The sequence below is a fragment of the Pontibacter burrus genome, from assembly GCF_010686685.1.
Lineage (GTDB): Bacteria > Bacteroidota > Bacteroidia > Cytophagales > Hymenobacteraceae > Pontibacter > Pontibacter burrus.
Genome location: NZ_JAAGWD010000004.1, coordinates 397572 through 411579, shown reverse-complemented (window position 1 = coordinate 411579; position 14008 = coordinate 397572). Strand labels below are relative to the sequence as shown.

The following is a 14008-nucleotide window of genomic DNA, read 5'->3' as shown; positions in this document are numbered from 1 at the left end:
TGCTGCAATTACAGCGTTTCCTCCTCAGACGATTCTTCTTCCGGGTTGCGCACATATACTTTGCCTTCCAGAAACTCCTCGATAGCAAGGCTGGTAGGTTTTGGCATGCGCTCATAATATTTAGAGATTTCGATCTGCTCGCGGTTCTCGAACACCTCTTCCAGGTTATCTACTGTTGTAGCAAACTCAGCCAGTTTAGAGTTCAGCTCTTCTTTCAGCTTCACAGAGATCTGGTTGGCTCTTTTAGAGATAACTGCCACAGACATGTACATGTTGCCGGTCTGCTCAGCAAAATCGGCCATGTTGCGTGTTACGATTGATGATGGAACTGCTGCCATATATAGTTTATACTTATGAATTTGCTTGATTTCTTTGATTCTTTTGATTTTTGATCCGCTCTAGCTCAGCCAGTGTGTTGTCGTAGATTTGGTTGACACTACGCGTATACTCGCTTTCAGGATACTGATCTACGAAGGCCTGGTAAAAATCTACCACTTCGTAAAAGCGTTCTTCCTGCTTATTCGGCACGCTTTCCTTTGCATATTCGTACTGCGACTCAATTTTAAGGTAAGCGGCCTGCTCGGCATAAGGCGAAGAAGGATGTTCTCTCTGGAAACCGCCAAGGGCTACTACAGCCGCTTTATAGTACCGGATCTTATAGTACAGGTAAGCGCTGTCAAATGCTTTTCTGTCGAGCTTTGTATTCAGATCGTCCAGTATCTGGGTTGCTTCTTCCAGGTGCTCGCTCTGCGGGTAGCGCTGCATAAATTCTGTTACCGCATCTATGGCAGTATACGTGCTTGCCTGGTCCTGCTCAAACTTCGGCGACTGGTTATACAGGGATTTCACTTGCATAAACATGGCGCTTTCAGCTTTATCGCTTCGGCCGTAAGTAGTATAAAAGTTACGGAAATATGCTTCGCTCAGCAGGTAGTTACCCATCTCATAGTTGGCACTGGCCTGGTAATAAAGCGCATCTTCAGCCTGTTCAGTACCTGTCAGCAAAGGAGTTACAGCATCCAGCAACTCGCCGGCACGGTAGTAATCGCCTTTGTTATAGTACTCAACCGCAGCCGCATACTTTTTCTGTACATCGTTGCTTTTTAAGAGCTTCTGATAATTACTGCAACCTGCGGCTGTCAGCAACAGGGCCAGAAGCACAACGATATGGGAGAGTCTTTTCTTCATGAACGGGCAAAATTATACAATATCATTCTGATTTACAACTAAACCTTTGTAACCTGAGCGCACAAAAAAATGCTATTGCTTACGCAGCGTTGCCCCCTGCTTCGTATCTCTTCGCTGCCTGGCAGGCGTGTTTTTCTGATTCTTTTTGGTAGTGTTGGCAGGTTTAACCTGTGGCTTTGGTGCTACCGGAGCACGCCGGGCAAAAACATCAGGTCGTGTTGGCCGCTGGTCTTCCAGCCACACAAAGCCATCCAGTTGCTTTTCGGCTGGCTGTAATTCATGCGGCGGTATAAAACTGGCATCCGGGTTTACCAGAAACGAGATCCTGTTCAGTTTATTTTCTGCAAACAATAAAATCATGTTGCTGCAAATAGTTCTGTTCATGCCGGTCAGGGTTGTATCGCCTTCCAGTGCGAAATAAATACTCTCGCCGTTCCCATTCACATTCACGCGTTTCAGGTCGCCGTTGGCAAAAAAGGCAACCATGTTCCGGCCTTTTACCTGATTGTGGTTTTTCAGGGTGTCTTCTGATGACATAAAGGCGTTGCCGTACATATACATGCGCTCTATGTTGCGGTTGCGCAGGTGCATGTGAATAGTATCTGCCACCAACTGGTTGTTTTCGCTCCAGAGCACAGGCTTCACGTTCATGTGCATCACCGAATCGGTACGGTTAAAGCTCAGTGAGTCGCATTTGCCCTGCAGGTCGTTTTTGAAGATCTTCACGTTGTTAAAGGCAAACAGCATGCTTTTGCCGTTCGGCCCTTTCGCCTCGCGCGAGATGAGCGAATCTGCTGACAGGTACAAGGTGTCAGCGTCCATCACGCTTTCCATAACCGGGCTGCCCGAAACTTTTGCTACCCCCTGTTCACGCCAGTAGCGTCCCAGTTGCCCTCTTATCGTCACATCGTCCTTCAACGACCTGAGTGTTACATTTTTACGGGCAATGCCATAGCCTGTGCTTTGGTCATAGTATAGTTCGTCGCCACCCAATCTATACTCAGGCGTCAGGATATACGCATTTCTGCCAAAGTTCGAGACCTTTGTAAGTGTGTTATAGTTGCCTTCTTCGGCATAAAGATCGCCGCGCTGCCCTTTAATTACCGTTGGCCCCAGGAAGTACACAATCTTGCTCTGGGTATTATAACGCATATTTTCAGCGGTAATGTTATAGTCTGCGGTGGTTACTTTTACATTCTGCTGAAAGTTGAGTTCTTTGGTAACAGTGTTGTAAGTACCACGGCGGCTTTCCAGGCGGTTCTCAGGATCAACGAGCACACCACCTTCTGTGTACACAGCAGTTCTGTTTGTCAGGTTATAGTCCAGGCTTGGTGTGGTCAGGGTCATGCGTGGGTCGCGCATCACTACATTGCCAGTCATACGGGCGGTACGTCTCAGGCCGTCATAGTTTGCCTTGTCTCCGGTTATCGTTACAGAATCGCCCTGTACCATGCGTACATTACCGAAAGCATCCAGCACCTGTGAGTTGCCACTATACTGATACACAGAATCGGCATACAAGTAAGTTTCACGCTGTTTGAAACGCACATTGCCAATAAGCTTATCTACCCTGCGTCCATTTATAGTTGTACCTACCAGGCTGTCGGCTCCGATCAGCTCTACCCTGCCCGACTGTTGCTGCTGTGCAGGCTGCTGTCTGGCTGGTTGCTGCTGCTGGCGTTGTGTTTGCGGGGCCTGCCGTAGCTGACTGTTCTGCCCGAAAACCACCACCGATAACAGTGTAAAGACAATAGAAAACAGTAATTTTGTATACTTCATTTAATTCCCTGACAAAGGATTAAGGACGTTTATGACAAAGGACTTTTCTTTTGTCCATCGTCTAACAGTCTTTTGTCTATTATATACTTCAAAATTAGAAAAAATTTACCAGCCGCTGCCCTATGCTACAGAAAGTTTCAGGTTTTATACAAGCACATAACCTCTGCCAGCCAGAGAGCAAAATTTTAGCGGCCGTAAGCGGTGGCATCGACTCTATCGTTTTATGCGAAGTGCTGCACCAGTTAAAGTATACGTTTGCCATAGCACACTGTAACTTTGGCCTGCGCGCCGAAGATGCCGAAGCCGATCAGCTGTTCGCGAAAAAGCTGGCTAAAAAGTACGAGGTGCCGTTTTTTACCGAAAATTTTAACACCCGCGCTTTTGCCGAACAGGAAAAACTTTCGATACAAATGGCTGCCCGTACCCTGCGCTACCAGTGGTTTGAACAGGTCAGGGAGCAGGAAGGTTACGACTACATTGCCACTGCACACCATAGCAACGACCTCACCGAAACTATATTGCTGCATCTTACAAAGGGTACGGGCATTGCAGGCCTGCACGGCATTCCGGCTAAAAACGGCCATATTATCCGGCCCATGCTTTCTGTTACAAAAGACGAGATTTATGACCTTGTAACCGAAAAGAGACTCATCTGGCGCGAAGACAGTTCCAACGAAACCACCAAGTATCAGCGTAATAAGATCCGCCACGAAGTAATTCCGGTGCTGAAGGAGATAAACCCGAGCCTGGAAGAGACCATGCAGCAAACTGCTGAGCGCGTAAGCCATGCCGAAACTATAGTTGCTGCCTACATCGAAAACCTGCGTGAGCAGAGTGTTAAAGAAGCTGAAGATGCCACCTATATTTCGCTGGTGCCATTACAGAATGCCACCGGTTTGCCCGTGGTGCTGCATGAGCTGCTGCGCCCGTTCAACTATAGCTATAGTGTGGTGCTGGAACTGGTTGATGCATTGGAAGGCATATCGGGTAAGCAGTTTGATTCGCCTACGCACACATTGGTAAAAGACCGCGACCAACTGGTCATCACACCTAAAAACCTGAGCAACTTTGGCAGTGTTGTTATAAACGAAGGAGATACAACTATAGAAGCCGGCAATTTTACTTTTAGTATTAAGTATGCAGATGCTGCCAACTATAAGCTGAATACCAAACCCCATGTGGCCGCCTTAGATGCAGAACAACTAAAGTTTCCGCTGAAGCTGCGTAGTTGGCAGGAGGGAGACTGGTTTGTACCCCTAGGTATGAACGGCAAGAAAAAGATCAGCGATTTCCTGATCGATAAAAAAGTACCGGCCAACCTAAAACCCCAAACCTTAGTACTGGTATCTGACCAATCTATAGTCTGGATCGTTAATCAGCGCCTCGATAACCGCTTTAAAGTGACAGATAAGACGCAAAAGGTGGTGGAAATAAGCCTGCAGGCAAAGCCTTCGGTTTCTTGACAAAGGACGATTTGACAAAAGACAAAGGACTAAATTATCTATAAATAATCTTTTGTCCTTTGTCTGGCAGTCTTTTGTCCAAAACCAACGGTTTTAATAATAGATTTTTCTAATTTTACAGGAGTTAACCGAATTCTCAAACTAACATAAAGTATATCCGATAATGAAAGTAACTGTAGTTGGAGCTGGTAACGTTGGTGCAACCTGCGCTGATGTTTTGGCTTACCGCGAAATCGCGAACGAAGTAGTTTTAGTGGATATTAAAGAAGGTTTTGCTGAGGGCAAAGCGCTTGATATCTGGCAGAAAGCCCCTATCAACCTTTACGACACACGCACTGTTGGCGTAACGAACGATTACAGCAAAACTGCTGGTTCTGATGTAGTGGTTATCACATCTGGTTTGCCACGTAAGCCAGGCATGACCCGCGACGACCTGATTTCTACAAATGCAGGCATCGTAACATCAGTAACAGAAAACATTGTAAAGCATTCTCCTGATGCCATCATCATCGTGGTTTCTAACCCACTTGACGTGATGACTTACGCGGCACACATTACTTCTAAGCTGCCACGCACACGCGTTATGGGTATGGCTGGTATCCTGGATACGGCCCGTTACAGAGCATTCCTGGCTGAGGCTTTGAACGTATCTCCAAAAGACATCCAGGCGGTATTGATGGGTGGCCACGGCGATACTATGGTTCCACTTCCGCGTTACACTACAGTAGGTGGTATCCCGGTAACAGAGCTTATCGATGAAGAAACACTGAATGCTATAGTTGAGCGCACCAAGAATGGTGGTGGCGAGCTTGTGAAACTGATGGGCACTTCTGCCTGGTATGCACCGGGTTCAGCAGCTGCGCAGATGGTAGAGGCTATCGTTCGTGACCAGCGTCGTGTATTCCCGGTTTGCGTTCGTTTAGAAGGTGAGTACGGCATTGATGGCGTTTACCTGGGTGTACCAGTTATCCTGGGCAAAAACGGTATCGAACGCATCATCGCGCTTGACCTGAACGAAGACGAAAAGCAACTGCTGGAGACTTCCCGTGGTCACGTGAAAGAAGTAATGGACGCGCTGGATAACATCAACGCTGCCAAAGCTTAAGCATAAAAGTACTTATTGATAAAGAAAGGGCCGCTTCAGTAATGGAGCGGCCATTTTGGTTTCTATAGTTGTGGAGCTTTATTCTTTAATTCGAATAGCCGCAGGTACAGGAATAGTTACTTTCTCATTCTGTTGAGCTACTCTCTCTGCATACCGGTCCGCAGCTTCAACATTCTTTTTGAATGTAAGAATCACGATTCCATCCTTAAATTCCTCGCTCAGGTTTTCGCCTCCTTCCATTTCTTTAACAACCTGCACTTCATTTATCCAGTCTGGGTTTATCTCTTTTATAGCCGTTTCTGATAATTTATAGGTAGCCCCATTCGTCAAAAGCACCATAAATGGCTTCTTAACTACTGTGTTTTTTGTTTCTACTGGCTGAGTTGGAACAGATTGCGCAACTGCATTACCAGAGATAAGCGCCAGCACCAGAGCCAGGCAAGAGGGGAAGTGTTTCATAGAAAATGTTGGGGTTTGAAATGGAATAGAAGGTAGAGATAAAATGCTTTAAAAGCTAAAACTATGAAGATTTAGTCTGAATCAGGATTTACAGAATTAAAGGATATTCAGGATTAGAACTTTTGCTATAGTTGTGGCTATAGTTTTATAGTTGCTGCTATTTGGCACTATCACCTCAGGAAGGTCTATTTTACTTCCTAATAGCTCAGCTATAGTTTTAGATCCCCCCTTTATCCCCTCAGAGCTACGCTAGCTACCTTCGAAGTCGCTTCTCGGTAGTCTAAGGCGGGGAATTTCTTCTACCTTTCCTATAGTTTGATTATAGTTCTATAGTTATGGCCTTAACACCCCTGTAGTCCCCTCAAGGGGACAATTTCTGCTATTGCTGATCTGAGCCATAGTTCTATAGTTACAGACTACGAGCAGGTAGGCGCAGCCTGGCCCAAGGAACTACCACCACGGAAAAGCCAAGCAACTATAGCAGTTCAAAAACTATAGTTTAGCTATCGATTGATCACAGTCTTTGGGTTGAGCGCCTTTGACTTGTTGCGGGGCCGTCAGGCAATCCGACGCAGGAGGATAGCAAGAAGGCAGCAGCGCGATGCCCGAAGACGGGGCCTCGCGGCCGTGAGCGCACCAAAGCAAGAGATGAAACTGCAGGCTGGTAGAGCTCCCAGGATAATTGGTAACTATAGCACAAACTGCTTGGGGCAAGTGGCAACTATAGGTAGATATAGAACTATAGCTTCAACTATAGTTGGCAACAGATTTCTCACAATATTCGAAATGACAGATTGGCGAATTAAAGGACATCTAAGATCCTTCAGCTTCGCTCAGGATGACCTGATAGAAACTATAGTTGTAACATATTACTCGGCTACACTCGATACGAAAAACCCTACTCTTTCTGACTAGCCTGAAACAACTTCTGTTTTTCTTCTTTAGAAAGGCTTTCGTAACCAGAACTGGAAATCTTATCCAAGATAAGATCGATCTCTTTCTGGCTGGGTTTACCTACAGAGCTTGTAGCACTACCGTTTGATTTACCTTTAAAAGCAGTATTGCTCCGGTGTGTTACTTTTAGTTTTGGTCTGCGATGGAACAGGCCGGTGAAGAAATCAAAGATGGCATGGAGGGGTCGGCCCAGATCGCTGCCGCGTTGCAACTGCTTTATAAACACCCAGCCAATTAATGCGCCGCCTAGGTGAGCAATATTACCACCAGCGTTATCGCCAACGGCACCAGAAATGGAAAGAATAACAAGAAATAAAGCGATATACTTAATGCGAACCGGCCCTATCAGGATAAGGTTAAAGGTATAGTTTGGCAACAGCGTAGCAGCCGCTACAACTATAGCCAGCACACTCGCCGATGCCCCAATCATTACGGAATTGGCTGCCCTGTCTTCAAAATAAGGTATAAAGTTGTAGGTAAGCAGATACAGTATACCTCCCGCAATACCACCAAGTACATACAGACTCAGCAGTTTTTTATCACCAAGGTACTCGCGCACCAACTGCCCGAACCAGTATAGGTTAAGCATATTAAAGATAATATGCAGAAAACCCTGATGCGTGAAAAAATAGGTAATCAGCGTCCAGGGGCGTGTGAGCAATACAGATGGGCTGGAATGCAGCTCAATAAAGCTCATCAGGTATTGAAAACCGGCCTCGCCTACTGTATAATACAGCAATAAACGCAACACGATCAGCACCACGAACACGATCACATTGATCAGGATCAGCTTTTTGAGCGTGTTGTTTGGTTGCTGGAAAGTGTCTTTTATATCTTGAAGTATACTCATGTAATCAGGTCCTCTGAAAGCGACTTAGGTGATACGGATGCTATCTCCGCAAAGTAAACCTATCAGGTATTGATCGTGTCGCAGGATTCTATACTTAATACTCACGGTAATCGTTTCGTCCCCACATCCTGATGAGTATATACGCAAACAGCATCCCTCCAAGGTGTGCAAAGTGGGCCACGTTGTCGCCGGCAACACGGTTAAAGCCAGCATATAACTCATAAGCGCCATATAGGAAAACAAAATACTTCGCTTTTATAGGTATGGGCAGAAAGAGTAGCATCAGCTCCAGGTTCGGGAACAGCATGCCAAAAGCCATCAGAATACCGAAAACTGCTCCTGAGGCCCCTAGCATTGGGCTATTAAAAATAGTATCAAAAACATTGCGCACGATTGCTTTGCTTTGCTCCACATATTGCGGCACATCGGGGTTGTTTCGCATGGCTATGGCCATTTCGCGGCCAGAGCCCTCTTTTACATGATCGTCCATGTAGTTGTTAAAGGCCACAGGGCTAGGATTTTCGATGTAGGCTATAGTTTCCTGGCGCAGTTCGTGCAGCTCGTAAGCACGCACGCCGGAGTATAGCACGCTTGCGCCAAGCCCGGTAATCAGGTAAAATGCCAGGAAACGCTGTGAACCCCAGAAACGCTCCAGCAACGGACCAAAGATGAACAAGCTGAACATGTTACTGAACAGGTGCATCCAATCTCCATGCAAAAACATGTGTGTCAGGAACTGCGTTGGGTTAAAGTAGTCGGAACCGAAGTGGTAGAGCGCGAACTGCCGGGCATCAAAGAAATTACCCTGAAGTATAAAAACCACTATGTTGATGACCAGGAGATTCCTGACCATGGGTGTTATATTGAACATGCGTTATATCTTTTGAAGTATAAAAGCTGCTTACGTAAACAGCCCCACATTTATACCTGGTTTGATACTATGTTTGGATAACAGCAACCTATAAGCTGCAGATTAATTTTTCTGAAACAGATCGTGTAACTGGCTCAGCTCCATAATTACAAGTGTTTTCAGGCCGCCTGGTGTATAGTTTGGCACTTCGCAGGCAAATAGTTTATCTACCAACGAATTCATTTCCAGTTCCGACATACGGGTTTGCAAACGACCGGCCAAGCGCTTGGCAATGGCCCGTGCCAGATTTTCTCTTGTATCTAACTTTAGCGTGGCCAGGTTGTTTTTGTATTGCTCTACCAATTCTTCCAGCAACTCTTTCTCGTTTGCAGCCTGCACATCAGCCGGTATCGCATTCAAAATGATAGTGTTCCCGCCAAAATCCTCGAACTGGAAACCAAGCTCCAGAAACTCCGCTTTCAGCTCTTTTACAAGGGCGGCATCGGCAGGCGATAGTTCTATAGTTTGAGGGAACAGCAGCGTTTGCGAGGTAACTACTTTTTTCTGCAGCGATGTCATGTATTTCTCATACAGTATGCGCTCCTGCGCCGCCTGCTGGTCAATTACCATAATGCCGGACTTTACCTGCACCAGCAGATATTTCTGATGCACCTGCAGCGTTTTGTTGGAAGTAGCCGGGCTGGTATCGGCAGCAAAGGCATCATCCAGCAGGTTAACGCTCGCAGCTGACGAAATGCGCTCTTCGCCGGTAGGCTGGTTGCGCAGTGGTTCGTATAGTTGCTCCCATCCTGCCGAACTTACCCGCTTAGGTGCCGGTGCTGAAAAGCCTGACGATGAAAAAGTAGTACGTTCCTGTTCAAAACCTTGCTCATTGTTCTGAATGCGGATAGGCTGCAGCGGGGCAAAATTTACATCCCCGTCAAAATCTAAAGAAGGGGCAATGTTGTGCGCACCCAACGATTTTCGAACAGCCGAATGAACTATAGCATACACCGTTTTCTCGTCGTCGAACTTGATCTCGGTTTTGGTCGGGTGAACGTTTATATCAATCTTATCTGGCTCGATATCAATAAAGAGCACATAAAATGGATAACTTTCTTTGGGCAACAAGCCTTCGAAAGCCGTCATGACAGCGTGGTTGAGGTAGCCGCTCTTTATAAAGCGATTGTTCACAAAAAAGAACTGCTCGCCACGTGTTTTTTTGGCAAACTCAGGCTTACCAATGTAGCCCCGTACGCTCAGGAACGGTGTCTCCTCGTCGCAGAGGGCCATTTGCTCTTTATAGTTGTTGCCGAAAATGCCAATTATGCGCTGGCTGAGCTTTGACGCGTGCAGGTTAAATACTTCCACATCGTTGTGATACAGCGAGAACGCAATCTCAGGGTAAGCCAAGGCCACACGCTGGAATTCATCCAGTATATGGCGCATCTCTACCGCATTTGTTTTCAGGAAATTGCGCCGGGCCGGCACGTTATAAAATAGGTTCTTGACAGCAATACTGGTACCGGCAGGCGTTACGACAGGCTCCTGGGCAACTATAGCAGATCCTTCAACTATAAGTTTGGTGCCTGCCTCGGCGTTGTGCGGTCTGGTTTTAAGCTCTACCTGTGCTACTGCAGCAATTGAGGCCATAGCTTCGCCACGAAAGCCCATCGTACGGATGCGAAACAGGTCCTCGGTGCTTTTTATTTTGGATGTGGCGTGGCGCTCGAAACACATACGGGCATCAGTCTCGCTCATGCCTATTCCGTTGTCCACTACCTGTATCAGTTGCTTTCCTGCCTCCTTCACGATCAGCTGCACACTGGTAGCCTTCGCGTCGATGGCATTCTCCAGTAATTCCTTTACCACCGATGCAGGCCTTTGCACTACCTCACCGGCAGCGATCTGGTTTGCTAGGTAGTCTGGCAGTAAATGTATAATATCGGGCATCCGGTGTCTGGCTAATTTAAAATCTAAAATTTAGGCCAAAAAACTGGGCTGGTAAAAAGCGGCCGGATTTTTGACTTTTACTAATTTGTAAAAACAGAACTTATTCTGAATAAAATTTATTACTAATTTACAGACGGATTAAGAAAAGACAGCCGGGAGCTTGAAACAAGACTAACTGTTGTATCCTTAAATTTGCAAAATCAGCATGTACGGAATGGGAGTTCGGGACGTTAACAGCAAAAGCAGCAGCCTGCTTGAATAATTTGCTTTAGCAATGATTTGCCTTCGTCACAACAAAGTCCGGGTTCACGGGCAACCTCCTGAGATAGTCCTTATTAACCGGGTTCTATCCATGTTTCCTTAACCGCCTTTTGCAAAAATAGGCTTAATTTCGACTTGTTCCAATATATAATACCAGCGCAGGATGTTGAAGAGTTTTAGTTTAGGATTGCTTATACTTATTTTTCTCGGGATGGGCCCTCTGATGTCGTTATCGCCGTCAGAAGAAATTGTGGTGGGCACAAAAGAGAAGAACTGGGTAGATAGCGTCTTTAACTCCATGACGCCCGACCAGCGCTTAGGCCAGCTGTTTATGGTGGCCGCTTATTCTAACAAAGACGAAAAACATTTCCGCGAACTGGATACCCTTGTAAGCCGCTATGGCATTGGTGGCATCATGTTTATGCAGGGGGGGCCTGAGCGCCAGGCACGCCTGCACAACCGCCTGCAGGCCCGCGCCAAAGTACCAATGCTGATTGCCATGGATGCGGAGTGGGGCCTGAGCATGCGCCTGGACAGCAGCACGCACTTTGCCCGCCAGATGACGCTGGGCGCCATGGAGGACGAGAAATACGTTTACCTGATGGGCCGCGAAATTGCCCTTAAAATGAAGCGCCTGGGTGTGAACGTAAGTTTTTCGCCGGTGCTGGATGTAAATGTCAACGCTGCTAACCCGGTAATCGGGAATCGCTCTTTCGGCGAATCAAAGGAAGAGGTGACAAAACGTGGTATAGCGTATATAAAAGGCTTGCAGGACCATGGCGTAATTGCCGTTGCCAAGCACTTCCCGGGCCATGGCGACACAGATACCGACTCGCACCTGGCGTTGCCGGTTATCAAGCACGACATCAAGCGCCTGACTGAAGTAGAGCTTTACCCATTCAAAAAATCGTTTGATGCAGGCGTGATGGGCGTTATGGTGGCGCACCTTTACCTCCCAACTATAGACAGCACTAAAAACCTGGCTACTACCCTCTCTAAACCACTGGTTACCGGGCTTTTGAAGGAGAAAATGAAGTACAAGGGTCTTGTGTTTACGGATGCCCTGAACATGAAAGGGGTTGCCAATTACTACAAGCCTGGCGAAGTAGACCTGAAAGCCCTGATGGCTGGTAACGACGTATTACTTTTCCCGGAAGATGTGCAGACAGCCGTTAACAAAATCAAAGAAGCTATTAATGCAGGCGAAATAGATACAACTGAACTATACCTGCGTGTACGTAAAATATTACATGCCAAGTATTGGGTGGGCCTAAACAACTATAAACCGGTACAATTAGCTAACCTGAAACAGGATATGGCGCGTCCGCTGGGCAATGTGGTGCAGGAGCAACTATACGAGCAGGCTGTTACCGTCGTACAGAACAAGAACAACCTCATCCCATTCCGTAACCTGGATACTTTAAGTATTGCTTCAGTAGCAGTGGGTGTAGCACCAAACAATAAGTTTCAGGAGGTATTGAGCAACTATGCACCGGTAGCAAAGTTTTCTATCTCCGATCGTTTTGCGCCTGATTCAGCTTTTACCAACATCATTCCGCAGCTGGAAAACCATGATGTGGTAATTGTGAGCATACACAACATGAACAGCACCCCGGCCCGCGATTTCGGGATTGGCATTGGTACCCGCGCTTTTATACAATACCTACAGGACCGCACCGATAAAAAGATCATCGTTACGGTGATGGGCAATGCCTATAGTTTAAAGTACTTCGAAAACGCTGACTGGCTGACTGTAGGCTACGAAGACAACCCGGTTTCGCAGTCGCTGATGGCACAGGCTCTGTTCGGAGCACGAGCAGCTAAAGGGAAGTTGCCTGTAACAGCATCGGCTAAATTTAAATCGGGTACAGGCATCAACACACCATCGCTGAACCGTTTAAAATACGGCACCCCTGAAAGTGTTGGAATGGACTCTAAAGTGCTGGCTCAGATCGATAACATTGCCCTCGAAGCCATTGCTTACGCAGCAACACCGGGTGCACAGGTTTTAGTGGTGAAAGATGGCGCCGTGATCTTTAACAAATCATATGGCAATTACACTTACGACAAAAAAAAGCCGGTTACCAACAACACAATTTATGATGTAGCTTCCATTACAAAAGTGGCTGCTACCTTGCAGGCTGTTATGTTCCTGAAAGATCAGGGCAAGATCAACCTCGATGAAAAGATCTCGACTTATTTACCGGAACTGAAAGGCACCAATAAAGAAGGACTTATTCTCCGCGATATCCTGACGCACCAGGCTGGTTTGCAAGCTACGTTACCGCACTGGCAGAAAACGATGGACCACCGTACCCTTAACCAGGTGTTTTATGCCAGCACACAGACTGATGTGTTCCCGAACGAAGTAACACCAGGCATCTATTCCATTAAAACTATGGAAGACTCGTTGTGGACCTGGACCGTGAACTCTAAGTTACTGGCTAAGAAAAAAGATGCGAAGAGCTACGAGTACAAGTACAGTGATCTTGGTTTCTACATCCTGAAGCGCATGTCAGAAAAGATGTTGAACCAGCCGATTGACGAATTTCTGGAGCAGAATTTTTATGCTCCGCTGGGTATGAGCACGCTGACTTACACGCCACTGTTAAAGCACCCACGCGAGGTTATTGCCCCTACCGAAGACGATAACTATTTCCGTAAATCGCTGATCTGGGGTACTGTGCACGACCAGGGCGCTGCTATGTTGGGTGGTGTTGGTGGCCATGCAGGCTTGTTCTCTAACGCTAACGACCTGGCCAAGCTTTTGCAGATGAACCTGAACCATGGCGACTATGGTGGCCACAAGTATTTTAATTCGGATGTGGTAACTGAGTTTGCCAAGAAGCAATATAAGAGCAGTCGCCGCGGCCTGGGTTGGGACAAACCATCGCCTGACGGAAACGGCCCAACTTCTAACATGGCATCGCTGAACACTTATGGCCACACCGGCTTTACCGGTACCGGCGCATGGGTTGACCCTGACAATAAACTGATTTATATCTTCTTATCAAACAGAGTTTACCCGGATGCAAGCAACACCAAACTGGTGAAATATAACATCCGGACCCGCATCCACGATGTGATTTATAAAGCTATTGTTCCTAAAACATAAATCTTAACTATATTTTAGCAAATGCAGCAAC

Annotated in this window: 11 protein-coding genes; 4 read left to right on the top strand and 7 right to left on the bottom strand. The window is 46.7% G+C overall.

From position 1 onward, the window contains the following. Positions 1 to 8: 8 nt before the first annotated feature. The 3 genes from GXP69_RS11330 to GXP69_RS11320 form a co-directional block, all read right to left on the bottom strand. Positions 9 to 338 (bottom strand): DNA-directed RNA polymerase subunit omega, encoded by a 330-nt coding sequence (locus GXP69_RS11330; protein WP_163915172.1) that lies wholly within the window; start codon positions 336 to 338, stop codon positions 9 to 11. Positions 339 to 351: 13 nt separating this feature from the next. Next, entirely contained in the window at positions 352 to 1188 is an 837-nt protein-coding gene (locus tag GXP69_RS11325; protein WP_163915171.1) for an outer membrane protein assembly factor BamD, read from the bottom strand. 72 nt (positions 1189 to 1260) lie between these two features. After that, entirely contained in the window at positions 1261 to 2967 is a 1707-nt protein-coding gene (locus GXP69_RS11320) for an OstA-like protein (protein ID WP_163915170.1), read from the bottom strand. 122 nt (positions 2968 to 3089) lie between these two features. Here GXP69_RS11320 and tilS point away from each other — a divergent pair, with 122 nt between their 5' ends. Together tilS and mdh are read left to right on the top strand one after the other, a co-directional pair. Next, a complete protein-coding gene (gene tilS, locus GXP69_RS11315; RefSeq protein ID WP_163915169.1) occupies positions 3090 to 4430 on the top strand; it encodes a tRNA lysidine(34) synthetase TilS in 1341 nt (446 codons plus the stop codon). Positions 4431 to 4593: 163 nt separating this feature from the next. Beyond that, a complete protein-coding gene (gene mdh, locus GXP69_RS11310; RefSeq protein WP_163915168.1) occupies positions 4594 to 5535 on the top strand; it encodes a malate dehydrogenase in 942 nt (313 codons plus the stop codon). 78 nt (positions 5536 to 5613) lie between these two features. Here the strand turns inward: mdh and GXP69_RS11305 are convergent, their stop codons facing one another. Then, the gene (locus GXP69_RS11305; protein WP_163915167.1) at positions 5614 to 5994 is read right to left on the bottom strand and encodes a hypothetical protein; all 381 of its coding nucleotides are present in this window, start codon (positions 5992 to 5994) and stop codon (positions 5614 to 5616) included. A 510-nt stretch (positions 5995 to 6504) separates the two neighbouring features. On the opposite strand from GXP69_RS11305, the gene GXP69_RS11300 reads away from it, so the two are divergent. After that, positions 6505 to 6909 (top strand): hypothetical protein, encoded by a 405-nt coding sequence (locus GXP69_RS11300; protein WP_163915166.1) that lies wholly within the window; start codon positions 6505 to 6507, stop codon positions 6907 to 6909. Here GXP69_RS11300 and GXP69_RS11295 read toward each other — a convergent pair. The 3 genes from GXP69_RS11295 to mutL all read right to left on the bottom strand — a co-directional run bounded on the left by GXP69_RS11295 (position 6893) and on the right by mutL (position 10601). After that, on the bottom strand, positions 6893 to 7798 hold the full coding sequence (locus tag GXP69_RS11295; RefSeq protein WP_163915165.1) for a rhomboid family protein: 906 nt from the start codon (positions 7796 to 7798) through the stop codon (positions 6893 to 6895). The two genes, GXP69_RS11300 and GXP69_RS11295, sit on opposite strands and share 17 nt — an antisense overlap. A 94-nt stretch (positions 7799 to 7892) precedes the next feature. Continuing rightward, the gene (locus tag GXP69_RS11290) at positions 7893 to 8651 is read right to left on the bottom strand and encodes a rhomboid family intramembrane serine protease (protein WP_235925673.1); all 759 of its coding nucleotides are present in this window, start codon (positions 8649 to 8651) and stop codon (positions 7893 to 7895) included. Between the two features lie 120 nt (positions 8652 to 8771). Then, positions 8772 to 10601, bottom strand: coding sequence for a DNA mismatch repair endonuclease MutL (gene mutL, locus GXP69_RS11285; protein WP_163915163.1), 1830 nt, complete (start codon positions 10599 to 10601; stop codon positions 8772 to 8774). Positions 10602 to 11025: 424 nt separating this feature from the next. Between mutL and GXP69_RS11280 the strand changes: the two genes are divergently transcribed. Next, the gene (locus GXP69_RS11280) at positions 11026 to 13977 is read left to right on the top strand and encodes a glycoside hydrolase family 3 N-terminal domain-containing protein (RefSeq protein ID WP_235925671.1); all 2952 of its coding nucleotides are present in this window, start codon (positions 11026 to 11028) and stop codon (positions 13975 to 13977) included. The last annotated feature ends 31 nt before the right edge of the window (positions 13978 to 14008 follow it).